The organism is Jonesia denitrificans DSM 20603 (assembly GCF_000024065.1).
GTDB classification, from domain to species: domain Bacteria; phylum Actinomycetota; class Actinomycetes; order Actinomycetales; family Cellulomonadaceae; genus Jonesia; species Jonesia denitrificans.
On the sequence record NC_013174.1, the window covers coordinates 2,639,357 to 2,665,475 of the forward strand.

Genomic DNA, 26,119 nt, shown 5'->3' on the forward strand with positions numbered 1-26,119 from the left:
CCCCACAAACGCACAGAGTGAAGCGCGTAACGTCTTGAAAACAGTAAGTTTCCCCCTCTCCCCTTCAGGGTTTTTTCGTCGTACAGTTAAGGGCACGCGCTCAAGGAGGAACGATGAACTGGTTAGAAGTGCTCGGGTGGGTTGGCTCGGGAATTGTTGTGGTCTCACTGCTGCAGACACGTATTTTGCGGCTGCGGGTATTAAACCTGACAGGATGCACAATTTCTGTGGTCTACGCACTGCTTGGTGCCGTGTGGCCCATCCTCGGGTTGAACGCTGTCCTTGCGATCATTAACATCTACCACCTGCGTAAACTCCTTGCAGCAAAAGAGAACGAACGCGCCTACACGGTAGTGAGCGTAGACCCATCAGACGCCTACCTGTCGTTCCTGTTGTCCAAACACGCTCACGACATCGCAGCCACTCACCCCGACTTTGGGACCACCAGCACACAACCCACTGAAGCTCACCTTGTCCTGCACGACGACGAAACCGTGGGTGTGGTCCTCCTCCACGCCGAAGGTGACGGCACTGCCCGCATCATCCTTGACTACGTGACCCCTCGTTTCCGGGACTTCTCCCCGGGCCGCTACCTCTTCCAAGACTCAGGGTTACTCGCATCACGCGGATACACGCGCGTGATTGCACCTGCCACAGTCGATGCCCCCACCCGCAAGTACTACGAAGCTGTGGGATTCACATCAGCTGACAATGAACTCGCACTCGCCGTAACCGCCTAACAAGGCTCACGCAACCTCCACCAGCGCATCTGCTATTGCGGTCAGCGGGTCAGACAGGCACGATGGGAGTACCTCTGACCCTGTGGAGACCCCTGTGACACCCATGATCCCCGGCATGCCTGACCCAACCACGCGCACCAACAACCGGGTGCGCCGGAACTGGGCAGGGAACCTCACCTACACGGCCCGGGACGTGATCGCACCGCGTTCGGTGGAAGAAGTACAGCGGGCCTTCACCACAACAACCGGACCAGTCACTATTGTGGGGTCCACGCACTGTTTCAACGACATCGCGAACACAACCGGCACCCACATCCTCACCAACCGGCTGGAGCCCCTCCCCGACGGGCCTCTTGATGTGCGCAGCGAACCGGACGGGACCGGTGTGGTTCGGGTCCCTGCAGGCGCCACGTATGGCGCTGTTGCTGCGACACTTCACACACAGGGGTGGTCGTTGAGTAACTTCGCGTCCCTCCCCCACATCACTGTGGGGGGAGCGATCGCAACCGGGACACACGGTTCGGGTGACACCAACCCCGGACTTGTGAGCGCCGTGGAAGGGTTCACACTGGTCACACCCACGGGCGACATTGTGCAGATGCGCCGTGACGGGTCCGGAGATGTGCCGGCCGAGGCGGGCGTCCACCTGGGGGCGCTGGGGGCCGTGGTGTTTGTGGATCTGCGGGTGCGCCCTGCGTTTGAGGTGCGCCAAGACCTCCTTGTTGGCCTTCCGTGGGAGGCGGTGACCAGCCACTATGATGAAGTGACCTCAGCTGCCTACTCAGTGTCCATGTTTACCCGCTGGGATGAGCACACTGTCGATCAGGTGTGGCTGAAATCTGTGGTCACCGATTCTGCCACCCCGCCGGGGGTGGCCACCGTGCGCGAGTTAGGCGCAACACTCGCGACCGTTCCGTTGCACCCGCTCCCTGGTGTGGACCCGGTTCACTGCACCGTCCAATTAGGGCGCCCTGGCCCACCTTTGGACCGACTCCCTCACTTTAAAATGGGGTTCACCCCCTCGCACGGTGAGGAACTGCAATCGGAATACCTCGTCCCGCGCCGACACGTTCGTGCCGCTATCACGGCTCTTCGACAGTTGCGTGACCTGATTCAACCGTTGTTGTTTGTCTCCGAGATTCGCACGATGGCACCGGACCACACCTGGTTGAGCCCATCAGCGAGCGAGCCCACCGTTGGTTTCCACTTCACGTGGCGTCCGGTGGAACGCGATGTGCTGCGTGTCCTGCCGGTCCTGGAAGCGGCCCTGGCGCCTTACGATGCGCGCCCCCACTGGGGCAAGCTTCACCGGGTCAGCGGTGAGCGGATCAGTGAACTGTACCCGCGCATCGGTGAGTTTCGTGATGTGGCGCGTTCCCTTGACCCCAACCGTCGCCTTGTGAATCGTTACCTCGCTGACGTTGTTGGTTTGTGAGGCTGCGCCGCTGACCACAGGAGTTCAGGGAACCTACCGCGGTGACCGCTATGACTGGGCTGTGTCATTAAGGGCCTCAATCTGCGCAGTGAGGAATGTGATCTGTTCGCTGTGTGCGTGCGCGTCTTCTGCGGTGTGCCCATCCTTGGTGGAGTCTGCGGTGATCAGGTCGCGGGCTTCACTAAGGCGGGCACGCGCGTCGTGTGGTTCGCCTGCGTCTCGGTGCGCGAGGCCCATGATGGTCAGCGCATCAACAACGGCTGGGGTGACGTTAGCGGACCGGGCAAGGTCGGCGACGAGGTGGGCGGCTGCGATTGCGTCAGCGTTGTGGTCCATGCGCCACAACAGTTGAGCCCGGTGCATACCTAGTTCGATGCGGGCCATCATTTGGTCGGCTTCACTGACAGTGGCGGCGTCGAGGGCTTGTTCTGCATGGTCTAGTGCGCTCAGGTCCGCGGATCTGGTGATTGCAACGTTCGCGGTGGCGACCCGTTTCGCGGCTTGCACCACGGCGAGTGGTTCTCCGTGTTCGGTGGCCAGTGCCATGGCTTGGGCGGCGTAGGTGGGGGCGTCTTCGTGTTCGACTTCCGTGAGGAAGTCGGCGAGCCGGATAGCGGTGGTGTACTGGATGGTGGGTTGGTTGTGTTCTTCAGCGTAGTTGAGGGCGTACATCCAGGCGGAGAATGCCTGCTGGGCGTGACCGCTGGCATACCCTGCTTCCCCGAGGGTGTGGAGGAGTTCAAGAACAACGTCGGGGGCACTGTCGTTGGTGATGTGCCAGTCGAGAGCTTCGCTGAGGTGCCCGATTGCGTCGTGTGGGTGCCCTGCCGCCAGGAGTGCTCGACCTAGGTCACCGGTCAGTGAGATGCGGGTGGGCTGGTCGACCTGTGCGGTGTCGGCGTGACGCAGTGCTTGCCGTAGGGTGCGGGCAGCGTCTGTGGGCTGATTGATGGTCGTGTGGATTGTGGCTTTGCGGGCAAGGAGTTGCCAGGCCGCGGTCACGTTGTTGTGGCTCAGTGCAGTGGTAGCGGCTTGGTCGAAGCAGCTGAGTGCGGTGGCCCAGTCGTTGTGGTGGATCGCGAGCGTGGCGCGCAGGAAGGTCGCGTGTGTGTCGAGCCGGTGGTTTCCGTACGCGAGGGGTTCGGCTTGTGCCAGGAGTGTCGATGCGGTGTCTGCGTCACCGTTGTTCAGTGCGGTTCCGGCAGCCATGAGCGCAGTTTTGTAGCGTCCTGCTTGCCCGGTCATGAGGGTGTGGGCGTCAGTTGCGAGGCTGTGGGCACGCGCAGGGTCGGTTGCGGTGAGGATGTCGGCTGCGTCGAGGAGGAGGTATGCGGCGTCACCTGGGTGGGTGGTGCGCAGTGCGTCTGCGGTGGTGAGCAGCACATCAATGTCGGTGGTGGTGAGGTCGGTCAAGTAGCGGGGACCGACGGCGTGCATGGTTGCGGCCAGTTCTGGGCGACCTGCGGTGGCGAGGTCATCGAGGAGGTCGTTGTAGGCCGGTGCGTTGTCAGGCAGTGCGCCGGCTGGGGCACTGAACAGGGCCAGTGTGAGTTCTGGGCTGTCGTCTGTGGTGGGCAAGTCCCGGCTTGCCTGGTAGTGGGTGAGGGCTTGGTCAGGCTGGGTGGTGATGGTGTTGTAGATCGCTGCAACGTGGTCCAGCACGCTGACCGGGGTGGGGGCAACGGGTGTGGACACTGGCGTGTGGTACTCGTCGATGCCTAGGGGCAGGTCCCAGCGTTCTTCGCGGCGGGCGCGCGCGTTGGCGTACAGGGTGTCGTAGTGGGATGTGTTGTTCCGCGCGTTGAAGGCGTCGGCGTGGGTCCGGGCTTGTTGCCACGTTGGCGCACTGATGTCGTGTGGGGTGAGATCACGGGTAGGCGTACCGTCGTGGTGAGCCAGGCCAAGGAGCCGCGCGAAGTGGGGTGCACTGGTCCCTCGGATGGGCAAGTCACCGTGGCCATCGGCGATCATCGCGTCGGCAAGGACAGCTAGGGTCGTGAGGCAGTGGAACTGGCGGGCGACGTTGAGTGGTGAGGTGTCAAAGACTCGGGGGAACTGTTCAACCAGTGCGACTGCGCGGGGGGTGTTTCCAGTAAGGACACAAAAGTCGACGTGGGCGAGGAGCATGGAGCCGGGTTCTTCTTTGGCTCGGATCGCGGTGAGGCTTTTGTGGTGCAAAAAGCGGGCTGACTCTAGGTCGTTGTCCCGCAGGGCAAGGAACATGGCTTGAGTTTCGGAGTATTCGGGTTCATCTCCGCACATGAAGTTGCCGTCAAAGATTTCTTGAAGGAGTTCTCGTGCCCGTTGAGTGTCACCTTTGTCGCGGTAGTAGAGCGCTGCGGTGGAGCGGGAGCACGCGTCACAGTGTGACAGGTCATCGCGTGGCGTTGCCTGGAGTTGTGCGAAGTAGTGTTCCGCGTCGTCCCATTCACCTCGGTCGCAGGCTCCACCGAACCTGGTTTGCAGGTAGCCCGACGGTGACACCCCAGCCTGTTGGTAGCGGCGTTCCATGTCGTTGTAGATCTGGGTGATCTGGGTGAGGGAGTAGGCGGGTGAGTCGTTGAGGAGGTCAGCGACCCATTTGTATTGGAACAGCAGGTGGGTGTCTTCGTCCACGGACAGGGGGAACCGTTCGGGGTTGGAGTCGTGGATCGCGAGTGACCTGGTAAAGCTGGTCAGGAGCGCATCAGTATCCCCCACCATGAAGCAGGACCGGTTGAACCACAGGCGCAGCAGGTAGGCCCACCCGTCAAGGTGGAGTTCTTCTGCCATGGTGAGTGCTTGCCGGACAACGTCACGCTCTTCGCGGCCAAGTGGCATCGCCCGCGCCTGGTCAATGAGGTCTTGGAGTGCTGGTGGTGGTGTCTCGAGGCGCATGTCAGATCTCCGGGAAGTCAGTGTCGGGCACCCCAAGGGACAGGGTGATGAGGTCGTCGAGGGATTGGGTGAGCATCGTGCGGTCAGCGGTGGTGAGGGGGTGGTGACCGGAGAGTTTGGCTTGGGCGTACATGAGCCGGATGCTGCGCGTCATGATGATGGGGTCGGTTACTGAAGCCAACGAACGCACGGCCCTGTTGTTCCAGTTGAGGCATAGGTGTGCGGTGGCTTTAGCGCCGAGGCCTTCGTAGATGCTGTCGGTTTGGGCGAGGATGTCAGCCCAGGGGCCTTGGGCAACGTCTTTGCTGGCGTCTCGTTCCATCCATTGCAGAACACTGGGGTCAGCCACGTACAGTGCGGGCAGGTTGTCGGGCGTGTAGGAGCGGGCAGTCACGGTGACGTGGGTCAGGTCGAGTGCTTGGGTGGCTCGTTCTTCAAAACTGCGGGCTTTAGGGGCATCGTCGTAGGGGACAGGTGAGAGGTTGTGGAGTTCCTCAGTGATGGCGACTTTGTGGACGGTGACGTCTGGGTTGAGGGTAGGTAGGCGCATCAGGAGGTCTTCAATGAAGGTGTATCCGGCGTTGATGACGGGCCGGTCTGGTGCCACGATCGTTGAGACTTGGCGGTATTCGTCGACGGTCGCGGCGTAGCGCACAGTGTGGGTGGTCTCGAGGTACTCGGCGATGCTCATGGTTCCAGCACTGGTTTCCACTGGGAGTAGCGGGATGATGGCCCTACCTAGGTCGTCGTAGTGGGTGGCCATGTGTCGCAGAGCCACGTGATGAACGGCGACGAGGTCGGCGAGGGTGTCGCGGTGGTGGGTGGCTTGTTCTTGGACCCATGCGGTGATGGCTGCGCCGATGGCGTCGCGGGTGTCGTTGAGGGCGTCGTTGGCGATGAGTTGTTCGCGGGACGCGGTGGGGGTGAGGTAATCGGTGGTGATAACGGCGTGGACGAATGATGCCCACGGTGGCAGGACATCTGGCATGCGTTCGGCGAGGAGCATGTGGGAGAGGTAGACGCGGGTGGAGGCGGCGGCTCCTGGCGGTGGCGCGTAGGGCAGAACGTAGGCGACGCCGCGTGTGGCGGTGGTGGGGATGTCTAGTGGGATGACAGCGAGTGGTTCGTTGCCGATGAGTTCGCGACCATAGTGGATGACGTAGGGGTCGTGAGGGTCGCTGGTGATGAACGGCGCTGAGCGGGCAATGGAGAGGTCGCGTTGGGTGCCGTGGATGGTGACGTCAATGGGCAGGAATTCGGCGAAGGTTGTTGCGAGTTCTTTGACGACGTGTTCGCTGAGGAGGTCCTCGTCGTGGTGTCGTGGGTGGAGGGTGACAGTGGTGCCGTAGGGGGTGGCTTGCGTGGTGGCGTCATCAAGTTCGGTGATGGTAAAGGTGCCGTCGAGACGGCCCACCCATTCGATGGCTGGTGGGGTGGGCGCTTGTTCACCTGCGGTGACGTCGGCGCCTCCTGCGGTTGCGTCACGCCGCGAGCGCGAGATGATGCGGATGTTGTCCGTGACCATGAAGCAGGACAGCAGGCCGATTCCAAATTGTCCGAGGTAGTTGTCGCGCCGGAACCCGAGTTCGGGGTCACGTTTGGAGGAGCGTCCAACGGTGGCGAGAAGTTCTGCGGCTTCGGTGGCGGTCAGGCCGATTCCGTTGTCGTGGAAGAGGAAGGGTTCACCGTGGCGGGCAGGGGTGATGGTGATCTGCGGGTTGGTGATGGGGGTGGTGTCGTGGGCGGCGCTGATGGCGTCGATTCCGTTTTGGATGAGTTCGCGGAGGTAGACGCGTGGGCTTGAGTAGATGTGCCGCGAGAGCAGGTCGATGACGCCGGATAGGTCAACCTGGAAGGGGCGGGACATGCTTCTCCTTGGGTGGTGCGGGCGGTGGGGACGGGTGGGTGTGGTGTCCTGGTGTGCCGATGCGCGGTGCGGGTGCGCGTGTGGGTCACTCACCGATGGTAATGGGTGTGCCTGACAGGACGCGAGAACACCCTGGTATGATGATTTCATCATGTCACTAGATGAGCAGCAGCGTCCGCTGTACGAAGTCAAAGCTGGCCTCTTCAAAGGCCTCTCCCACCCCTTCCGGATCCGCATCCTCGAACTGCTCGCAGACGGACACGAGCACACCGTCACCGCACTGCAAGAAGCAACCGGCTTAGAAGCCTCCCACCTCTCCCAACACCTTTCTGTGCTGCGCAAACACCAACTCGTTGTCTCCACCAGGCGCGCTAGCCACGTGTACTACCTCATTGCCTTCCCCGAAGTCGCCGACCTCCTGACCGTTGCCCGCACGCTCCTTGGGTGCATCGTTAATACCACCCACATCCACTACGACCACCTCACCGACCTGCCCACCCTGCCCCCCACCACCACGCAGACAGACAGACCCACACCATGACCACCCCCCTCCGCCGCACACTCACCCACCTCACTAAACTCCTGCCCACACCCCGCGACTACTCAGCTCTACGCACCTCATGGCGCAGCGACCTCATCGCCGGGCTCACCGTCGGAATCGTCGCGCTCCCCCTCGCCCTCGGATTCGGAGTGTCCTCCGGCGCCGGAGCTGAAGCAGGCATCATCACCGCGATCATCGCCGGGATCATCGCCGCCGTCTTCGGCGGATCCCACATCCAAGTATCCGGACCCACCGGAGCAATGGTTGTGGTCATCGCCCCCATCATCGCCACCTACGGGACCCGCGCACTCCCCCTGGTCACGCTTCTCGCCGGGATCATCGTCCTAGTCGCCGGGGCACTGCGGCTAGGGCGACTCGTGTCATTCATCCCCTGGCCAGTGATCGAAGGATTCACCGCAGGGATCGGAATCACGATCTTCCTGCAACAAATCCCCGCCATCACCGGAGCCACCCCAACCAGCAACCACACCATTATCGCCGCAGGTCAAGCGCTCTTATCAGCCACACCCCTCTACCTGGCATGGGCTCTTGTCATGGTCGCGATCGTGTGGGCGTGCATGACCTATTTGCCCGCCCTGCACCCCGCGATCCCCGGCTCTCTGGTGGCCATCATCCTCGCCACCGGCCTCACCGTGGCCCTCACCACCCCACTCACCACAATTGGGACACTCCCCCACTCACTTCCCGCCCCCAGCATGCCGGACCTCACCCCCGCCCTTGTTGCGAACCTTGCCCCCGCTGCGGCGACCATCGCCGCGCTCGCCGCGATCGAGTCGCTCCTGTCCGCGCGGGTCGCTGCGTCCATGTCCCCCACCGGCGCCTACGACCCCGACCGGGAACTGGTGGGGCAAGGCCTCGCCTCAGTCGGGGCAGCATTCTTTGGGGGAATGCCCGCCACCGGGGCAATCGCCCGCACCGCAGTGAACGTGAAAGCCGGGGCACGCACCCGAGTCGCAGCGATCACCCACTCCCTGGTGCTGGTCCTGGTCATCGCGGTCGCAGCAGGACCGGTTGAACACATCCCGTTAGCCGCGCTCGCCGGGGTCCTCATGATGACAGCAATCCGCATGATTGACGTCGCCACCACCCGTGCGATCCTTGGGTCCACCCGGTCCGATGCAGTGGCCTACATCATCACCGCGATTATTACGGTGTCTGTTGACCTCATCGTCGCTGTAGGGATCGGGATCGCGGTCGCCGCTTTCCTCCTCCTGCGCACGCTGTCGCGCACCACGACAGTCACGTTCGAGGACCTTCCCGGCAACCCCACGCACGGCGATCAGCACATCGCGACCGTGCGCATCGATGGGCCACTCTTCTTCGCCGCAGCAGACCGCGTCCTGGACGCGGTCACCCAGATCGACGATGTGTCTGTTGTTATTGTGCGGGTCTCCCACCTGGGCATTGTTGATGCCACAGGCGCTCACGTTCTCGCGCAAATTGTGCAACAACTTGAACAACGTGGGATGACCGTGCTCATGAAAGGTATTCAATCCAGTCACCTGGAACTGTTCCGCCGGGTTGGGGTGCTGGACGCCCTAGCGGACAAAGGCCACCTGTTCCAGGACCTTGATTTGGCGGTCAGCTACGCCAGACGGCACGTGAACGCCTCCTAAGACGACACGGCACAGCCAGAAAACGTTCCCCACACACCGATGCGCGGCCACACCCACAGTGTGCCGCGCATCAGTCAGTAAGGAAAACTAGGCCCACACCAACCCGTGGGAGGGGTCTTCCAGGACTTTCGCGATGTCCGCAAGGACCCGGGCACCCAGTTCACCGTCCACAAGACGGTGGTCAAAACTTAACGCCAGTTGCGTCACCCACCGTTTCTTGATTTTGCCCTTGTGGACCCATGGTTGTTGCCGAATCGCACCAAACGCAAGGATCGCAGATTCTCCCGGGTTCAGGATGGGGGTGCCGGTATCAATACCAAACACGCCCACATTGGTGATGGTGATCGTCCCATCTGACATGTCCGTCGGGGATGTTTTCCCAGCCCGTGCTGTGGCCGTGAGATCAGCGATCCCTTGCGCAAGGCCCTTGAGGGACAACCGGTGGGCGTTCTTGACATTCGGGACCACTAACCCGCGCGGGGTTGCGGCCGCGATCCCCAAATTCACGTAATGCTTGTAGACAATCGTTTCATCCTCATCAAGCCACGACGCATTAATTTCCGGGTGTCGGGCCACGGCAAGAAGCAACGCTTTCGCCGTGATAAGCAGTGGGGTAACACGCACATCCGCGAACTCACGGTCAGCGCGCAACCGCTCCACGAGTTTCATGGTTTTGGTGACATCCACGGTGTGGAACACTGTGACGTGAGGTGCCGTAAACGCACTGGTTACCATCACCTCAGCGGTGCGGCGGCGCACCGAACGCACCGGAACCGCTGTTTGGCGCCCATCCGGGCTGACCACACCAGAAGCAAGCCATGGCGCATCTGCGACTGTTTCCTCAGTGACCGGTTCATGGCCGGGTGCATCTGCGGTCGCTACCGATCGGGCCGGTGTCACCGGAGCCGACTGCCCGCGACAAGCACGCTGACCTGACGATGCGGACTGCGCCGAATACGCCGTCAACCGTGACGTGTTGGTTCGCTCATGCGCGGCCATGACGTCTTCCCGCGTGATAATTCCGCCCGGCCCGGTCGGAGCCACAGCGGACAGGTCCAACCCCAGTTCCTTGGCCAACTTCCGCACCGGAGGTTTCGCACGAACGGCTTCCGCACCAGCAGGCCGGTTCACCGTCAACGTGTCACGACTTGGGGCAACCGCCTGAGTGTGCGATGCCTGCGCAGCAGGGGCACGGCGGGCACGACGGGTTGTCGCCCCGTGCACAGTGCCATAGCCCACCAGCACCGAGCCGCTGTCACTGTCAGCTTCACCTGCAGTTTCTGGCGCATCAGCACCGGCACCCGCCACATCGGCACGTTCGGGTGAAGCAGTTGCCGGCACCGGGGCACCAACAGACTCAGGGGACGAGTCAGACGCTGCTGGTTGCCCATCAGGGTCAGTGTCCACCACCATAATGACAGTGCCCACCTCCACCACATCACCCTGATCACCATGAATTTCGGTGACCACACCAGTGAACGGGGACGGCAAATCAACCAACGACTTCGCGGTTTCCACCTCAAGGATCACCTGATTCACGGTGACCGTGTCGCCCACGGCAACATGCCACTGGACAACCTCCGCCTCAGTGAGCCCTTCACCAGCATCAGGCATACGAAACTGTTCAAACGTGGGCATGACACCTGTCCTTGGAACGTTGGGGATTCACACTACGGGGATGCTCAGTGAGCAAGAACTCGATCAACCGCATCCAGCACGCGGTCCAAAGAAGGCAGGTACTCGTGTTCAAGTTTCGCCACCGGGTAAGGATGATGGAACCCACCCACACGGAGCACCGGCGCTTCCAACTCATAAAAGCACTGTTCAGTGACTCGGGCTGCGATCTCAGCACCTAACCCTAAGTAGGTCACCGCTTCATGAACAACAACACAACGCCCGGTGCGCTTCACCGACTGCACAATGGTCGCAGTGTCCAGGGGGGACACAGCCCGCACGTCAATGACCTCCAGGCTCACCCCCTCCTGGGCGGCAGCTTCCGCAGACCGTAACGCCGTCGCTACGGTCGGCCCGTACGCCACCACAGTGACATCAGTTCCAGGGCGGGCAACCACAGCACGATTCAACGTGTCCGCACTGCCTGCCGGCTCCACACCAAGATCAACAGGGCCCTTCTCCCAATACCGGCCCTTCGGCTCAAAAAACAGCACCGGGTCCGGGCTGGCAATCGCCTCCTGAATCATGACAAAAGCATCCTGAGGCGACCCAGGTGACACCACCCGCAACCCCGGGGTGTGCGCAAACAACGCCTCCGGGCTTTCCGAGTGGTGCTCCACCGCACCAATCCCCCCACCAAACGGCACCCGAATCACCACAGGAACAGACAACCGTCCCTGCGACCGGTAATGCATTTTGGCTAACTGCGTGGTGATCTGGTCATACGCAGGAAAAATAAACCCATCAAACTGGATCTCCACCACCGGACGGTACCCGCGCATCGATAAACCCAACGCGGTCCCCACAATGCCAGATTCAGCCAGCGGAGTATCCACCACCCGGTGTGCACCAAACTCAGCCTGGAGTCCCTCAGTGACACGGAAGACCCCACCTAAGGCGCCAATATCCTCGCCCATGAGCATGACTTTCTCGTCACGCCGCATCGCCGCGCGTAACCCCTCCGTGATCGCTTTCGCGAACGGAAGCCGCTGCGTCGATGTCTGAGCTGACGGCACCTGCGAGGCAACAGCGGTCACTGGGCGTCTCCTTCACCATCAACAAATGACTCCTGGTAACGGGTAAACCAGGCACGATCTTCCTCAACCAACGCATTGGGTGACCCATAGACGTGGTCAAACATGCTGGTCACCGGCGGGGCTTCTAAGCTGCGCACATACCCGCGCACATACTCGCCGAACCCTTCCAACTCAGCGGTCAGAGCCGCATCGTCAGCCTCAGACCACACACCCTCGTCCTCCAACGCACGGCGAATCCGGTCAATGGGGTCCTTCGCCCGCCACTGTGCCTCTTCCTCACGAGTGCGATACTTCGTAGGGTCATCCGATGTCGTGTGCGCACCCATCCGGTAGGTCACCGCTTCAATAAACACCGGACCGTGCCCGTGACGGGCGTAATCAAGCGCCCACCGGGTTGCCGCGTGGACAGCAAGCACATCGTTACCGTCCACCCGCACCCCAGGAACACCAAAACCGGTGCCGCGCAGATACAGTGGCGACTTGAACTGCAAGTGGTTGGGGACCGAAATCGCCCACTGGTTGTTCTGGCAGAAAAACACCACCGGGGCGTTGTTTACTGCGGCGAACCCCAGTGCCTCTGACACATCCCCTTGAGAGGTGGCACCATCACCGAAATACACCATGACAGCTTCCGGGGCCGCTTGTGCGGCAGCCTCCTGGCCACCACGGGCCTGGGCCAGCTTTGCGTCCTGCTGAATCCCCATGGCATAGCCCACCGCATGTAGCGCATGTGAACCAATGACCAGGGTATACATGTGGAAATTGCGCTCAAACGAATCCCACCCGCCGTGGTTGACACCACGGAACAGTTGGAGAATTTTGGTCATGTCCAAGCCGCGAGTGTGCGCCACACCGTGCTCACGGTACGACGGAAACACCATGTCTGTGGTGGCCAACGCACGTCCTGACCCCACCTGTGCGGCCTCTTGCCCCAACAAGGGGGCATACAACGCGAGCTCACCTTGACGTTGCAGTGCGGTCGCTTCCACATCGAAACGCCGCACAACCATCATGTCGCGGTAAAAGGACTTCAGGTCCTCCACTGACAGGTGCGCCAAGTATTGGTCAAACTCAGCGTTGTGTTGATTCTCCACTCGCTGGCCATGTTCATTAATGAACTGCAGCGGCGCGTGCTCTGTAGTGAATTCCACCAGTGGGTGGTGCAACAGGTCAGTCACGCGACCTCCTCAAGCGTTGCCGGGTATCTGCGTGGTCAGCTGGTCGCATCGACGCACATCGGTCACCCTACGAAACCGTAGGCTACGCCAGCGTAACTTACGGCACCGTAACCCTGCCAGATCTCCGCACCGAAAAGGATGACGTGCCTTTTTGTACGAACCACACAACAATACGGTGACAGATCGTCAGCACAGTGTGCACCCCATCTGGTCAATGAGGGGAAAGACGGTGACTAGTCGTCGCCACGCACCAGGGCAGTTCCCACGGATGTGATGACCGCGATAATGACCGCTGCGAGCATCGCCCACCAGAACCCGTTGACCTCAATCCCCCACGATGAAGAATCCGTAATCCACGCGGTGATCAGGATCATCGCTGCGTTGATAACAAGGGAGAAGAGCCCAAGCGTCAGAATAATGAGCGGGAACGACAAAAACTGCACAATTGGCTTAATGATCGCGTTAATGAGCGCGAAGATCAGAGCAACAACAAGGAACACCGCACCACGGTTGACGAACTCGTTGCCGTCCACAATGGCGAACTGTCCAACCACCTCAAAGTTGCTGCCCAGCAGCAGTGTGGTCAACCAAAATGCGAGCGCCGTAACAAGGACACGCTTCAAGAAACCCATACCCTCATCTTGCCAGTTCTTGACTAAAAAGCGAATGGTCCCAGACCTATCTTCACCATGGTGAGAGAATGGTGCGCGTGACTACACCAAAAATCCGTTCCGCTGTTGCGTCGTTGCCCGCTTATGTCCCTGGTGCGCGCATCCCGGATGGGGTGCAGGCGTTCAAGGTTTCCTCTAATGAGAACCCCTACCCGCCGTTGCCGTCTGTTGTGGACGCCATCACTGAAGCTGCGCTCACCGTCAACCGTTACCCTGACATGGGAAATACGGAAATGACCGATGCGCTTGCTGCGTTTTTGTCCACCCCCGAGCGGGAAGTGTCTGCGGAACGCCTAGCGTTTGGTACCGGCTCTGTTGCCGCGTTGGGCCACATTTTGAGCACGTTTGTGGATGAGGGTGACGAGGTTGTTTTCCCGTGGCGATCCTTTGAGGCTTACCCCATTGTCACCTCTGTTGCGGGTGGGAAGTCAGTGCGCGTTCGACTGACCCCAGATCACCGTCTTGATTTGGACGCGATGGTGGAGGCAGTGACCGACCGCACCCGCGTGGTGTTGGTGTGCACCCCGAACAACCCCACTGGCACAGCGGTGTCGCATTCACAGGTGTTGCGGTTCCTCCATCGGATCCCCGACGACGTCATTGTGGTGCTCGATGAAGCGTACGTGGAGTTTGTCCGTAAAGACGATGCGCTCGATGCGTTGGCGTTGGCAGACCAGTTCCCGAACGTTGTTGTGCTCCGCACATTCTCTAAGGCGTACGGTTTGGCCGGTTTGCGGGTGGGGTATGTGATTGCTCATCCTGATATTGCTGCGGGTATTCGCGCGGCGAGCACCCCGTTTGGGGTCAACCTGGTGGCCCAAGTTGCGGTTGTTGCTTCCTTGCGGGCTGCTGATGAGCTCAATGCCCGGGTGGATGCGCTCATTGATGAGCGCACCCGAGTGTGGACGGCGCTACGGGAGTTGGGGTGGGATGTTCCCCCGTCTCAGGCGAACTTTGTCTGGTTCCCTACCGGGACCCGCACCGAAGAGTTGGCAGCGCATGCCCGCACCCGCGGGTTGCTGGTGCGCCCGTTCGCGGGTGAGGGCATTCGCGTGACCATTGGTGAGCCGGAAGCAAACGATGTGCTACTGGAGTTGGCCGCCGAGTGGCTCACCCAGTAAGTGGACCTCTCAGCGGGTAGATGACCGAGTCAATCGCATCGGCGAGCATCTGATTTGTCGGGTTAGTTGGTGAGCGCTTCGGCGAGGATGTCAATGCTGCGCAGGCGCGCATCAAGGTCGGATACTGCGTGGGCGACGATGATTTCATCTGCACCGGTGTCGTCGAGGAAGGTGCGGACATAGTCGCGCACTTGGCCCACTGTTCCTTGCGCCGTGTATCGCATCATGTCGCGGATAGCGTCTCCGTGGGGTGAGTCAAGGATGGAGTCAAGGTCCGCTTCGCTGAGGTCGGCGGCACGGTTTTTCAGGAATCCGCGCAGGCGTTGGCGTTGAGTTCGGCGCATCTCGTTCGCTGCCCACGCGGGGTCATCCCCGGCAATGACGTTGAGCGCAGCGATCGTGTAGGGGGCGTCAAGAACTGTGGAGGGTTGGAAGGTGTCGCGGTACACGGTGAGCGCTTGTTTCAGAGCTGCTGGGGCAAAGTGTGAGGCGAACGCGTAGGGTAGTCCGAGCCGTGCGGCAAGTTGTGCGCCAAACAGTGAGGACCCCAGGATGTACAGGGGAACCTTGGTTCCCCGACCTGGGTAGGCGTTGACTGCGTCGGTGGGCAACCGGTCACCAAGGTAGGACTGTAGTTCGATAATGTCGGTGGGGAAGTTTTCCGCGTCGCCAGGGGTGCGGCGTAGCGCTGCGAGCATGGCCAGGTCACCGCCAGGTGCACGCCCTAGTCCTAAATCAATGCGCCCGGGGTGAAGTTCAGCCAGTGTGCCGTATTGTTCGGCGATCGTCAGTGGTGAATGGTTGGGGAGCATCACTCCTCCGGCACCCAGCCGAATGGTGGTGGTGTGCGCGGCAACGTGGGCGATGAGGACGCTCGTTGCTGAGGACGCAATGCTTGGCATGTTGTGGTGTTCGGCATACCAGACGCGCTGGTACCCGGATTTTTCGGCTGCTTGGGCGGCGGGGACGGTCGCGGCAAGCGCATCGGCAATGGTGTCGTTCGGGCTGGTGATGGCAAGGTCGAGCATTGAGTAAACAGTCACGCTGGGTGTAACAGGGTCGGGTTCGCCATTATTTCCCACCGCCTGCCAAGTGGTTTGCTGGGCCTGTCCCACTCATTGGACGGCTTGCTGTGCCGATACAACAGACAAATGTGTGTGCAGCAGCATCGATGCTGCCTGTGTCCCGATGACCAAGGATGGCCGTAATGTTCCGACGTAAGACTGCTGATGGTTCTGTTTCTGCCCTAGCCACTCCTGGGGAAACCACTCGTTGTGACGCTGATTTGGGTGCGGTCACTGAGGTGGTGTCAGTGCTTGATGATGCGCGCACGTTGACGGGCGGGGCCTCTGATGCGATGTCAGTGTTGTGCGCTCGGTTTGATTGGTCGTGTGGCTTTTATTGGGCAGCTGATTATGAGGGATCAGCGATGCGTGTGGTGGCGCAAGCCGGATCGGTTCCTGGTGATTTTCGGGCCGCTTCGGAGGGTGCCGTGTTGCTTCCTGGTGAGGGTGTGGCGGGGCGCGCGTGGAAGTCGGGGGACGTGGTTGTTGCCGCGTTGGCTGCTGGTCACACCAGTGAGCGTGATGCAGCGGCGGAGCGGGTCGGTTTTGTCTCTGTCGTGGCGGTCCCGGTGGTTGATGAGGGCACGGTTGCTGGGGTGGTGGAGTTTCTTGTGCGGGACACGGTGGAATTGACGGCGAACCGCCGGGAAGCGGTTCGAGCGGTCGCGTTGTTGTTGTCGCATGCGGTGGCGAGGTTCCGGGTTGACGATGTGCAACGTGAAACGTTGCAGAACACTGAGGCGACATCTGCGGTGATGCGTGCGATTACGACGGCAACGAGTGCGCATGACGCGATTTCGGTGGCGTTGCATGAAGTGCGGCAAGGTTTTGGGTGGGCATACGGCTCGTTTTGGGAGTTGGACAAGGACAATCAGGTCCTCACGTTTGATATTGAGTCCGGGGATGCAGGTCCTGAGTTCCGTCAAGTGACCCGTGAGGCAACGTTTGCGCGTGGTGTGGGTCTCTCGGGACGTACCTGGGAGTCGATGCAGTTAGTGTTTGTTCCTGATTTGGCGGAGGTGCACGATTGCGTGCGTGCCCCGGCGGCGCGGCGTGCCGGGGTGAAATCGGGGGTGTGTCTTCCTATCAAGGTGGCTGGCCAGTTTGTGGGAACCATGGACTTTTTCGTCAATGAGTTCATTGACCTGTCGGACAACCGGCGGGCTGCGTTGCAAAACACGGCGTACCTCATTGGGCAGGCGTTAGAGCGGTTTACCGCCTCGGAGAAGTTGGAAACTGCGGGTAGGGAACTGTTGACGTCCATTGAGGAAGTGGAACGTAACGTCATCTCTGCAACTGATGTGGCCTCGCAAGGTCAAGAGTTGGTGGTGCACGCGGATCAGGATGTGGCCGGGTTGGGTGAGTCGTCCCGTGAGATTGGGCAGGTCGTGAAAACGATCCAGTCTATTGCCGGGCAAACAAACCTGTTGGCCCTGAACGCCACTATCGAGGCGGCACGCGCAGGGCAGGCAGGTCGCGGCTTCGCGGTTGTTGCCAGTGAGGTCAAGGAGCTCGCGAACGAAACCGAGCGCGCAACTGCGGAGGTGGAGCAGAAAATCTCCGCGATTCAACGCCAGATCGAGGCGACTGTGAAGTCTCTTGCCGGGATTCGTGAGGTTGTTGAGCAGATCAACGAAACCCAAAACGTTATTGGGTCTGTCTTGACTGAACAGGTGGCGGTGACAAAGGCGATTATTGAGTAGTTGCGAGGTCTGGTGTGCGCTCCTGCGCGGTGGACAGGGTGGTGGTGATGATCGTGGCCACGGACACGGACTGGTCATCGACAACGTAGTGTGACGCATCGGGAACCACTTTGACGCTCACATTGGGGTCGCGGCCTTCGGTGTACCCGTGGCGCACCATGGCACCAACCAGCGGGTCGAGTTCACCGACAAGAAGTGTGGTGGGGACGCTCACGCGTTGGTCGGTGCGGGCGTTGCGCATCCGCCTGCGGGTTTCGGGGTGGATGAGGTGCCGGTGTACCTTGCTCATGGCCCGTGCGTTCGCGGCGCGTTTCAACGGAGTGAGGAACATGGCGCGGTCTGTGGCAGACCACACTTCGGGGTAGGCGCTGTAGGCCTCAAGGAGGTGGGTGGCGAACCGTTGTTTGCCACCGGACAGCAGTGCTGGCCCTAGCCCGGGTAGCCACATGATGATTTGGTACCACGACCGCCACGTTTCACCGAGCCACCGCGAGTGGGTGGTCAGTGCCGGTGGTGGTGCAGACATCGCAATGTGGTGGGTGAAGCGGGGTGCTCGGGTGTCAGTGAGGTGGTATCCGATCAACGCACCGTAGTCGTGGGTTACCAATGCGGCGCGTTTGATAGACATAACATCCATGAGGGCGATGATGTCACGGGCATGGTGTTCGGCGCTGTAGCCCTGACGGGGCGCATCGCTCCACCCGGCTCCACGAAGGTCAGGAACAATCACCCAGTAGTGTTGCGCCAAGGGGGCGATGACTTCACGCCATTCCCACCAGTTTTGTGGGAACCCATGCAGCAAGATGAGCGGCTGTGCGTGCGGGTCACCTGCAAATGCCACATGTAACCGTGTGGTGGGCAGGTCGAGCATCCAGTGCTCAACCCCGGTCATGTCGGGGAACATACCGCGCGGAACCTCATGCTGTGTGATCTGCACCATAGGCACATGGTACGTGCGTTTCACTTCGATCGCACCTGTGTCCCAGGACTTTTGTCCTCATTGCTCTTCCAGGTCACAGCAGTTGACCGCAGCAACGTCGCCCCCGCCAACGGGGCAAAAATCGCCCCATGAACACCAGCGTGGGACGGATCACCCGAGGTCAACGCCGCATCAGCAATCTGGGCGTACCCAGGCATCGAATGCGCGGACCCATCCAATTCCGGCGTGTGCCCTCGCACTGTCACCCGGTTCACCCCATCGGGTGGCAGTGACGCATCAAGGAGAGGGACCACGTCATCCACGTTCTCGTAGTGGATTGTGGGCACATCATCATCCCCACGAAACCCTCCGACCGGGGCACCATAAGTCACCACGCCACGCACCTCAATCCGCGAACGCAACGCCTCATCGTGGAGAGCCTGATGAGCGAGAATGCCGCCTTGGGAGTGCCCTGCAAGGATCACCCGATCACCTGGCTCAGTCACAGAAGCAAGCGCTTCAGTGAACAAGACACGGGCCGGTGCGTGGGGGTTCGTGCCCATGAGCATGACATTGGAGGCATGATTGCGCGGCTCAGTGGGGTCGTAAAACTGGTCCATACCCGCCTGAGTACCGGGAATGAACACCACTGTGACAGTGTCACCGTTGGCCGTGAGGTACTCCTGTGTCACCAGAACTGTGCTGGCTGCGTCAATATCCGAAGCGAGGCGAGCGACATCTCCTGCATGAGTGACCACAGGGGCGTCGAGCAAAGGCGTGGTGTTGAGCCTGCTACGCAAGGTCACGGCTTGATCAGCACGATGAGGCACACCGAAAGCAAGAGAAGTGGCAGCCCCAGCGGGGATCGCCGCCAATGAGTACCAGTGTGCTTCTGGTGGTTCAACAAGAATGTGCACGGTGGTGGATTGGGTGAAACCCAGCGACAGACGATGCGCTCGCGTGTACTCAAGCGAGGCCACAAACACGGCGTGGGCAAGCCCATCAGTGTCATGAGCGCACTCGGTCAGGTGGTGGCGCTGCGTGGTGACGTCTTCAAGAATGCTCGGGTAGGTGGCCATCACTTGATCGGTCAGGAGCGACCGTGTGGTGGGGTCTTCAGGGAACGTCATCCGGTGATACTGCGCTGCATAATAGAGGCCATCAACACTGGTCAACACGTTGTTGAGCAGCGTGATAGCACGGTCAAGGTGCGCCCTCACGGTGGTCATGACGGTGTGAGCCATTGCCAAATCCTGCTCGTTGGCAGCCACACCAGCAGGACCACCATAGATGGCAATAGGTGGAGGAGCAGTCATGACATCACCTCACAGCCGAGGCAAGGTCGCAACGTGTGGGGCGATCCTCGTGTCACAGATCTTTGTCACCTCACTGATCCTCCCCCGCAACTCGCTCACCCGTTCCCGGAACAGTTCCGCATTCGTGGACACCCAGTGCGCATGGTCCGCGGCATCCAAGGCCGCAACGGCGGCCCCCAACTCTGCCACCACCTCGCGAAAAGTGCCCTGCACCCACGCGTTCTCGTCACCCACCACACTCCCCTTCCCCACCACCAACATCAGCGCCACCTAGTGGATCACGCCTCACGCGCATCGTCAGGCATGGCACCCACCCGCCACCAGCCACCGGTGGACTCGCCTCACCCTGCGTGCTGGTGACAACTCACCAGCACACGGACCAGCCACCACACCCGCGCCAACCCGTGAAACAATAGGAGCCATGGTCAACGCTTCTCGGGTTTCTTTTGCTGACATCTCCCCTGCCATCGCGCTCGGCGCACTTGACGGTCGCTACCGGGGTGCAATTGCCCCTCTGGTTGACCACCTCTCCGAAGCCGCACTCAACCGCGAGCGCCTCCACGTTGAAGTTGAGTGGCTCATCACCCTGACCAACGGCACCCCCACTGGTCCCATCGTGCCCGGAGCTCCCACCCTCACCGATGCTGAGAAAGACTATCTACGCGCCATCGTCACCAGTTTTGACGCCGACGGCATCACCGAGCTTGCCAGCATCGAACGTGAAACAGTCCACGACGTCAAAGCTGTGGAGTATTACATCAAACGGCGTATCGCAGACGCCCCTACTCACCTCGGGGCTAACACCTCTCTGCCAGCCGTCAGTGAACTGGTCCACTTCGCGTGCACCTCAGAGGACATCAACAACCTTTCCTATGCCCTCATGGTCAAAGGTGCTGTCACTCAGGTGTGGCTCCCAGCAGCACGCGCACTTGCTGACCAAGTTGCCGCGATGGCCCACGAACACAAAAGTGTGCCCATGCTGTCACGCACCCACGGGCAACCAGCCACCCCTACCACGCTCGGCAAAGAACTTGCCGTGCTTGCCCACCGGTTGCGCCGCCAAATTACCCGCATTGAACACGACGAATACCTGGGCAAACTGAACGGAGCGACCGGCACATTCGGGGCGCACAGTGTGGCCCTGCCTGACGTGGAATGGCCGCAGGTGTCCCGCCAGTTTGTGGAACACCTCGGATTGACCTGGAACCCGCTCACCACCCAAATTGAGTCGCACGATTGGCAAGCCGAGTTGTACTCCGATGTGGCACGCTACAACCGCATCCTGCACAACTTGGCCACCGATGTGTGGACCTATATTTCGTTGGGGTTCTTCACACAGATTCCCGTTCCTGGTGCGACTGGGTCCTCCACCATGCCGCACAAAGTCAATCCGATCAGGTTCGAAAACGCTGAAGCGAACCTGGAAATCTCCTGCGCCCTCCTCGATGTGTTGGCCTCCACGCTGGTTACTTCTCGTATGCAACGCGACCTTACGGATTCCTCCTCCCAACGCAACATTGGGAGCGCCTTCGGCCACTCCTTGCTGGCCATTGACAACGTCGCTCGTGGCTTGGATCGGCTTGCTGTGGCTGAGTCAGTCCTGCGCGGTGACCTTGACGCGAACTGGGAGGTGCTCGGCGAACCCATCCAGTCAGTGATGCGTGCGGCTGCTGTGGCTGGAGTTGACGGCATGGATAACCCCTATGAACGCCTCAAAGAACTCACCCGCGGGCAGCGCATCGGCTCAGCTGACCTCATTGCGTTTGTGCGCGGGCTTGGCCTGCCCCCACAAGACACTGAACGGCTCGCGGCTCTCACCCCCGCCACTTACGTCGGGTTGGCGCAGGAACTCGTGGAGACCTACCTTGAGCCGTAACATCCGCCGGACCCTGGTCAGTGTTGTTGCGGCGGTGCTCCTCGTGACGGGTTGCGCCCAATCTGATGTGGGTTTCCCTCACATGGAGGGGACCAGCTCCTTACCGACGGACAGCCCCGTTGTTGCCACCTACCGTCAGGCGTTAGGGCCGACCTTGGAAGAAGCGTACCGCTCTGCGGTGTTGGGCAACCTTGATGTGGCACAACAGGTTGTGGACAATTCAGCGGCACCCTTGAGTGCTGACGCCAAAGACCATGTGACAACGGCGCTTGCGGCGGAAGTGTTCGCAGCATCCCGCCGGGATGCTGAAGACGAGTCCGCGGTCCCCGATACGGTCAATACACGTTTCTCGCTTGTCGATGCGGCAGCCCGTTCCAGCGACGACACCACGTTGGTGTCCGCGCACCTGTCTGTGACCACGACTTGGCTTGCCAACAACATTGTCACGGAAGAGCAACTTCCGGTCTACGCGGTGCTTAACTCGACAACGGGTGAGATTATTGAGTTAGAGATTTTGCGCACGAAAGAAGATGTCAACAACTCAACAATCGGCGAATAATTCTCCGCCCCCCTACGCATTGAACGGCTCCCATGGATCTCACCGCACTGAATAACACGGCTATTACCATGATTGATGGCACCGCCACGACCCTGGGACAGTGGGGCGGTCAGGTTCGGCTCATCGTCAATGTCGCCTCGCGTTGTGGCCTTTCCCCACAGTATGCGCAGCTTGAAGAGCTCCAGGAATACTACGGCCCCAAAGGGTTCACTGTTCTTGGGTGTCCCTCAAACCAGTTCCTCCAAGAGTTGTCCTCGGAGGAAAAGATCGTTGACTACTGCGCCGAGAATTGGGGTGTGACTTTCCCCATGACTGCACGATTGCGGGTTAATGGGCGCAGCCAACACCCTCTCTACGAACTGCTCACAACCATCAAAGACGACAATGGGAAGGCTGGGCGCGTGAAGTGGAACTTTGAGAAGTTCCTCATCGCACCCACCGGTGAGAGTTACCGGTTCCGCCCCACTGTGCAACCCACAGACCGTGTCATCACATCAGTCATTGAGCGTCACCTTCCACAGCAGTGACCCGCACCAACATCAGGGTGTCTGGGTTCAGGTCTGGCAGCGCCAACCCGACCCGAGACAACACTGCCCCCTGCACGGTCAGACGCTGCCCCCACCAGCCAGGTTGCCGGTGTGATTGTTCGTTGATTTCCGTCGGGGCGAACAGGACGTCGAGAGTGTAGGTGCGTTGCTGATCAAGCCCAGGCAGCACCACCCGCCGCACCGGCCACGATGAGGGGCGGTCTGTCGATACCAACGCGAATACCGCATCAGTACCGTCTGTGGCGACCACCCCGTGAACGTGACACGCACTGGTGCCGTGAGCGGCACCGTCCATGTCTGACCGCACGGTCACACCTGAATGCAACAAACCGCGAAGTTCCTTGTACCGTGCAATCCAGGCACGAAGCGAGTCGAGGTCACGGTCCGTGGCACGAGCCAAGTCCCATTCAATCCCAAAATGTCCAAACAGTGCTGTGCCCGCACGGTAGTCAATGTCGTGCATCCGCCCGGTGGTGTGTGCCCGCCCATCTCCCACATGGGAGCCCATCATCTCTGGGGGGACGACCACGGACGTCCACCGTTGGATCATCTGACGTTCGTGCGCATCAATACAGTCCGACGCCCATACTCGGTCGGTGCGTTGCAAAATCTCCCAGTCGATGCGCGCCCCACCGCCAGAACAGGATTCGATTTCCAGGTGGGGGAACTGTGTGCGCAACTCATCCAAGAGCCGGTAGGCCGCCAAGGTTTGCTCATGAACAGCAGCCCGACCAGTCAGTTGTGACCCTGATTCCAGCAGGTCACGGTTGTGATCCCACTTCACATAATCGGCGTTGCACCGACGGATCACCTCGACCATGGCGTCGCGCACGTAGGCGAACGCTTCGGGGTTAGTTAAGTCCATGACTTGCTGGTGGCGGGCTTCACGCGGAAGACGACCAGTTGGCGCGAGAACCCACTCGGGGTGGCGGCGGGCCACCTCCGAATCGGGGTTGATCATTTCCGGTTCGAACCAAATCCCGAACTGCATCCCCAGATCGTGGACGTACTGCGCTAGTTGCGGCAAGGTGTCACCGGGCCACACCTCGTGGGAAATCTGCCAGTCACCCAACCCTGAGGTGTCATCTCGGCGTGACCCAAACCAGCCGTCATCAAGGACGTACCGTTCCACCCCCAGTGCGGCAGCGCGCTCCGCAAGGTCGCGCAACCGTGCCGCATCATGGTCAAAGTACACTGCTTCCCACACATTGATGGTCACGGGTCGGGGGGAGGCAGGGTACCGGCTGCGGGCGCGCATCTGCTGGTGGAAGCGTTGGGTCACTCCGTCCAACCCGGTCCCGGACCACACAGCCATCACCGCAGGGCCTGTGTAGGTGTCGCCTGGTGCTAATTGAATTTCTCCGGGGTGCAAGTATTCACCGGCGCGAACAACCTGCTCACCAGAAAATGTTGTGTCGATCGCGATGCGTTGGTTCCCGCTCCAGGCAAGGTGGAACGCGCGCACCTCACCGTGCCGGAACCCAAAGTGGGGTTCCCCAACGACGGTGAGGTAGGGGGCATCGTGGCCGGGTTTGCCGCGCACGGCTTCCCGCAGGTGTGTTCCCACGGTGAGGGGGCGGCGTTGTGGGGCGCGTTCCCTCGCCCACCGTCCAGTAAAGTCGAGCGCCTCTGTCGCCTCGGCTGGGAACGGGAAGGCTACACCCAGGTGATCAACTTGGTAGGGGGTGTCGCCGGCGTTGGTGACTGCTGCGTGCGCCCGGACAATACCCGTGACCAGCAGCGTGATGGTGAGTGTGATGGTGAGGGCGGCATCGGTGTCGGTTGCGTACCAGCGGGTAGTGAGATCACCGGCGTCTGTGGTGGCAAGGTCATACCCGGTGACTCGAAATGCGGTTGTCCAGGCTTGCCCGTTGCGTGATCCGGTCAGGCCCGGGGTGCCCGGCCATCCGGAAGAGGGTTCGGTGATGATCGATGTGATCGCTGGGGTGTCAATGGTGCCTCCGGTGGCGGAGGGGGTTGTCATGGTGGCGAGGGCAGCGAGCGACGTGTCGGTGATTCCGGTGAGTTCTTCACCCCAGTACAGGATGCGGGGAAGGTGCGCGTTGGGTGAGTCAAGGACAAGTGACACACCGCCTGCTCGCAGGTGGACGGGTTGTGTTGGTGCGTGGTCGCACGTCATGGCGTGGCAGTTGGGTTGTGAGGTCTCGGGCATGACGCGCTCCCATAGTTGTCGTGGTGAAGGGCTGATCTCTCCCTCTATGAAAGCGCATATCAAAAGTTCTGACAAGCGCTTTCAGGGATGTCATTCCCCTCATGCTCAGCTGCGCCCTACACCTCCGGCTGCCTACACCACCCGGTGTGACCCGCGCTGCACAAGCACAGCATCGCAGAACTCCACATCAGCGACACGTGCACCCGTGCCGCCCACTGAGGGCAGCACATCGGTCAGCAACTCCACCGCCCGGGCGCCCATCGCCCGGAAATCTTGGCGGACAGTAGTCAACGACGGACGAAGCATCACAGCAAACTGCTCATCATCACACCCCACCACACTGACATCCTCAGGGATACGCACCCCCTCATCAGCAAACCGTGCATACACCCCCAACGCCAGCACATCATTGCCACACAACACCGCAGTCACCTCACCACTGCGCACACCCGACACCAACCCACCTGCCGCCTCATACGCGGACTGCGGATCATACGTACAGGTCACCAGCGGTGGCACCGACACCTCTGCCCGTTCCAGTGCTGCCCTCCACCCTGCGTGACGCCCACCAGAGGCCGGATCGTGGGGCATCGCCAGGTGGTAGACAGTTTCGTGGCCTGCGTCAAGGAGGAACTGGGTGGCCAACGCACCCACTGCATCGTCATCGAACAGCACTGACGCCACACCGTCGACTGCCCCACCAGCAGCAACCCTGAGCACATGGTGCGGTAGCCGCTCCACAGCACGGCGGCTCATCGAATCAAAAACGATCGCCACCACACCAAGGACAGGCTGCGCCAAGAGCACATCCACCGCCCGGTCAATATCCGCATCCGAGTCAGACTCCACCACAGCAATCGCTACTGACAACCCCCGCTCAGCGGCGGCGCGCTGGATCCCCTCCAGCGTGGCTGCGTATCCAAACCGGGTGGTGTTGTGGGCAATCACCCCTACCATGGTCCGCTGACCGCGCGCCAAGGCTCGCGCCGCCGGGTCCGGTCGGTATCCCAACTCCGCGATCGCCGCGTTCACCGCGTCCCGTTTCGCCGCACTCACCGGAACCTTCCCACCAAGAACACGAGACACTGTTGGGGTTGATACTCCCGCCCGCCGAGCGACGTCCGCAAGAGTGGGACCTGATTGTCGATGCGTTCGCACAGTGACCTTTCGGGGGACCGGCCGC

21 protein-coding genes are annotated in these 26,119 nt (G+C 60.9%); 10 read left to right on the forward strand and 11 right to left on the reverse strand.

Features of this window, described 5'->3' with window-relative positions; translation table 11 throughout:
• Positions 1–113 precede the first annotated feature (113 nt).
• On the forward strand, positions 114–740 hold the full coding sequence (locus tag JDEN_RS12345) for a hypothetical protein (protein ID WP_015772703.1): 627 nt from the start codon (positions 114–116) through the stop codon (positions 738–740).
• A 115-nt stretch (positions 741–855) separates the two neighbouring features.
• On the forward strand, positions 856–2,175 hold the full coding sequence (locus JDEN_RS12350) for a D-arabinono-1,4-lactone oxidase (RefSeq protein ID WP_041288569.1): 1,320 nt from the start codon (positions 856–858) through the stop codon (positions 2,173–2,175).
• Positions 2,176–2,223: 48 nt separating this feature from the next.
• Here the strand turns inward: JDEN_RS12350 and JDEN_RS12355 are convergent, their stop codons facing one another.
• On the reverse strand, positions 2,224–5,052 hold the full coding sequence (locus JDEN_RS12355) for a tetratricopeptide repeat protein (protein WP_015772705.1): 2,829 nt from the start codon (positions 5,050–5,052) through the stop codon (positions 2,224–2,226).
• Between the two features lies 1 nt (position 5,053).
• Positions 5,054–6,919 carry an HSP90 family protein gene (locus tag JDEN_RS12360; RefSeq protein WP_015772706.1) on the reverse strand — a complete coding sequence of 622 codons (1,866 nt, stop codon included), beginning with the start codon at positions 6,917–6,919 and terminating at the stop codon, positions 5,054–5,056.
• 151 nt (positions 6,920–7,070) lie between these two features.
• Between JDEN_RS12360 and JDEN_RS12365 the strand changes: the two genes are divergently transcribed.
• On the forward strand, positions 7,071–7,460 hold the full coding sequence (locus tag JDEN_RS12365) for an ArsR/SmtB family transcription factor (protein ID WP_015772707.1): 390 nt from the start codon (positions 7,071–7,073) through the stop codon (positions 7,458–7,460).
• Positions 7,457–9,097: a SulP family inorganic anion transporter gene (locus tag JDEN_RS12370; RefSeq protein ID WP_015772708.1), complete on the forward strand. Its 1,641-nt coding sequence runs from the start codon at positions 7,457–7,459 to the stop codon at positions 9,095–9,097. Before JDEN_RS12365 ends, JDEN_RS12370 begins: the two co-directional genes overlap by 4 nt.
• A gap of 87 nt (positions 9,098–9,184) precedes the next feature.
• Here the strand turns inward: JDEN_RS12370 and JDEN_RS12375 are convergent, their stop codons facing one another.
• The 4 genes from JDEN_RS12375 to JDEN_RS12390 form a co-directional block, all read right to left on the reverse strand.
• The gene (locus JDEN_RS12375; RefSeq protein WP_015772709.1) at positions 9,185–10,735 is read right to left on the reverse strand and encodes a dihydrolipoamide acetyltransferase family protein; all 1,551 of its coding nucleotides are present in this window, start codon (positions 10,733–10,735) and stop codon (positions 9,185–9,187) included.
• Between the two features lie 44 nt (positions 10,736–10,779).
• Positions 10,780–11,808 (reverse strand): alpha-ketoacid dehydrogenase subunit beta, encoded by a 1,029-nt coding sequence (locus tag JDEN_RS12380; protein WP_015772710.1) that lies wholly within the window; start codon positions 11,806–11,808, stop codon positions 10,780–10,782.
• Positions 11,805–12,986: a pyruvate dehydrogenase (acetyl-transferring) E1 component subunit alpha gene (pdhA, locus tag JDEN_RS12385; protein WP_015772711.1), complete on the reverse strand. Its 1,182-nt coding sequence runs from the start codon at positions 12,984–12,986 to the stop codon at positions 11,805–11,807. The genes JDEN_RS12380 and pdhA overlap by 4 nt, the downstream gene beginning before the upstream one ends.
• Before the next feature lie 233 nt (positions 12,987–13,219).
• On the reverse strand, positions 13,220–13,618 hold the full coding sequence (locus JDEN_RS12390) for a phage holin family protein (RefSeq protein ID WP_015772712.1): 399 nt from the start codon (positions 13,616–13,618) through the stop codon (positions 13,220–13,222).
• Between the two features lie 68 nt (positions 13,619–13,686).
• On the opposite strand from JDEN_RS12390, the gene hisC reads away from it, so the two are divergent.
• On the forward strand, positions 13,687–14,778 hold the full coding sequence (hisC, locus tag JDEN_RS12395; RefSeq protein ID WP_041287943.1) for a histidinol-phosphate transaminase: 1,092 nt from the start codon (positions 13,687–13,689) through the stop codon (positions 14,776–14,778).
• A 62-nt stretch (positions 14,779–14,840) separates the two neighbouring features.
• Here hisC and JDEN_RS12400 read toward each other — a convergent pair whose 3' ends face one another.
• Positions 14,841–15,821 (reverse strand): LLM class flavin-dependent oxidoreductase, encoded by a 981-nt coding sequence (locus tag JDEN_RS12400; protein WP_226926624.1) that lies wholly within the window; start codon positions 15,819–15,821, stop codon positions 14,841–14,843.
• A 164-nt stretch (positions 15,822–15,985) separates the two neighbouring features.
• Here JDEN_RS12400 and JDEN_RS14225 point away from each other — a divergent pair, with 164 nt between their 5' ends.
• Positions 15,986–17,545 carry a methyl-accepting chemotaxis protein gene (locus JDEN_RS14225; protein WP_015772715.1) on the forward strand — a complete coding sequence of 520 codons (1,560 nt, stop codon included), beginning with the start codon at positions 15,986–15,988 and terminating at the stop codon, positions 17,543–17,545.
• Here JDEN_RS14225 and JDEN_RS12410 read toward each other — a convergent pair.
• Together JDEN_RS12410 and JDEN_RS12415 are read right to left on the reverse strand one after the other, a co-directional pair.
• On the reverse strand, positions 17,535–18,485 hold the full coding sequence (locus JDEN_RS12410) for an alpha/beta fold hydrolase (protein ID WP_143713303.1): 951 nt from the start codon (positions 18,483–18,485) through the stop codon (positions 17,535–17,537). The genes JDEN_RS14225 and JDEN_RS12410 overlap by 11 nt on opposite strands.
• A 20-nt stretch (positions 18,486–18,505) precedes the next feature.
• Positions 18,506–19,780, reverse strand: coding sequence for an alpha/beta hydrolase family protein (locus JDEN_RS12415; protein WP_015772717.1), 1,275 nt, complete (start codon positions 19,778–19,780; stop codon positions 18,506–18,508).
• Here JDEN_RS12415 and JDEN_RS12420 point away from each other — a divergent pair.
• From JDEN_RS12420 to JDEN_RS12435, 4 genes are all read left to right on the forward strand, one after another.
• Complete coding sequence (locus JDEN_RS12420; RefSeq protein WP_041287944.1) at positions 19,779–20,054, forward strand: hypothetical protein; 276 nt, start codon at positions 19,779–19,781, stop codon at positions 20,052–20,054. The two genes, JDEN_RS12415 and JDEN_RS12420, sit on opposite strands and share 2 nt — an antisense overlap.
• 147 nt (positions 20,055–20,201) lie before the next feature.
• A complete protein-coding gene (gene purB / locus JDEN_RS12425; protein ID WP_015772719.1) occupies positions 20,202–21,656 on the forward strand; it encodes an adenylosuccinate lyase in 1,455 nt (484 codons plus the stop codon).
• Entirely contained in the window at positions 21,646–22,215 is a 570-nt protein-coding gene (locus JDEN_RS12430; protein WP_015772720.1) for a hypothetical protein, read from the forward strand. Before purB ends, JDEN_RS12430 begins: the two co-directional genes overlap by 11 nt.
• Before the next feature lie 32 nt (positions 22,216–22,247).
• A complete protein-coding gene (locus JDEN_RS12435; RefSeq protein WP_015772721.1) occupies positions 22,248–22,742 on the forward strand; it encodes a glutathione peroxidase in 495 nt (164 codons plus the stop codon).
• On the opposite strand, the gene JDEN_RS12440 is transcribed toward JDEN_RS12435, so the two are convergent.
• Entirely contained in the window at positions 22,714–24,936 is a 2,223-nt protein-coding gene (locus tag JDEN_RS12440; RefSeq protein WP_015772722.1) for an alpha-galactosidase, read from the reverse strand. The genes JDEN_RS12435 and JDEN_RS12440 overlap by 29 nt on opposite strands.
• A 132-nt stretch (positions 24,937–25,068) precedes the next feature.
• Positions 25,069–26,094 (reverse strand): LacI family DNA-binding transcriptional regulator, encoded by a 1,026-nt coding sequence (locus tag JDEN_RS12445; protein ID WP_015772723.1) that lies wholly within the window; start codon positions 26,092–26,094, stop codon positions 25,069–25,071.
• Positions 26,095–26,119: the final 25 nt, after the last annotated feature.

What these genes read in the sequence shown, in the direction of transcription:
- JDEN_RS12345 (WP_015772703.1), top strand. Translation starts at nt 114, where the DNA reads ATGAACTGGTTAGAAGTGCTCGGGTGGGTTGGCTCGGGAATTGTTGTG.
- JDEN_RS12350 (WP_041288569.1), top strand. Translation starts at nt 856, where the DNA reads ATGCCTGACCCAACCACGCGCACCAACAACCGGGTGCGCCGGAACTGG.
- JDEN_RS12355 (WP_015772705.1), bottom strand. Translation starts at nt 5,052, where the DNA reads ATGCGCCTCGAGACACCACCACCAGCACTCCAAGACCTCATTGACCAG.
- JDEN_RS12360 (WP_015772706.1), bottom strand. Translation starts at nt 6,919, where the DNA reads ATGTCCCGCCCCTTCCAGGTTGACCTATCCGGCGTCATCGACCTGCTC.
- JDEN_RS12365 (WP_015772707.1), top strand. Translation starts at nt 7,071, where the DNA reads ATGTCACTAGATGAGCAGCAGCGTCCGCTGTACGAAGTCAAAGCTGGC.
- JDEN_RS12370 (WP_015772708.1), top strand. Translation starts at nt 7,457, where the DNA reads ATGACCACCCCCCTCCGCCGCACACTCACCCACCTCACTAAACTCCTG.
- JDEN_RS12375 (WP_015772709.1), bottom strand. Translation starts at nt 10,735, where the DNA reads ATGCCCACGTTTGAACAGTTTCGTATGCCTGATGCTGGTGAAGGGCTC.
- JDEN_RS12390 (WP_015772712.1), bottom strand. Translation starts at nt 13,618, where the DNA reads ATGGGTTTCTTGAAGCGTGTCCTTGTTACGGCGCTCGCATTTTGGTTG.
- hisC (WP_041287943.1), top strand. Translation starts at nt 13,687, where the DNA reads ATGGTGCGCGTGACTACACCAAAAATCCGTTCCGCTGTTGCGTCGTTG.
- JDEN_RS14225 (WP_015772715.1), top strand. Translation starts at nt 15,986, where the DNA reads ATGTTCCGACGTAAGACTGCTGATGGTTCTGTTTCTGCCCTAGCCACT.
- JDEN_RS12410 (WP_143713303.1), bottom strand. Translation starts at nt 18,485, where the DNA reads ATGGTGCAGATCACACAGCATGAGGTTCCGCGCGGTATGTTCCCCGAC.
- JDEN_RS12420 (WP_041287944.1), top strand. Translation starts at nt 19,779, where the DNA reads ATGACATCACCTCACAGCCGAGGCAAGGTCGCAACGTGTGGGGCGATC.
- JDEN_RS12415 (WP_015772717.1), bottom strand. Translation starts at nt 19,780, where the DNA reads ATGACTGCTCCTCCACCTATTGCCATCTATGGTGGTCCTGCTGGTGTG.
- purB (WP_015772719.1), top strand. Translation starts at nt 20,202, where the DNA reads ATGGTCAACGCTTCTCGGGTTTCTTTTGCTGACATCTCCCCTGCCATC.
- JDEN_RS12435 (WP_015772721.1), top strand. Translation starts at nt 22,248, where the DNA reads ATGGATCTCACCGCACTGAATAACACGGCTATTACCATGATTGATGGC.
- JDEN_RS12440 (WP_015772722.1), bottom strand. Translation starts at nt 24,936, where the DNA reads ATGCCCGAGACCTCACAACCCAACTGCCACGCCATGACGTGCGACCAC.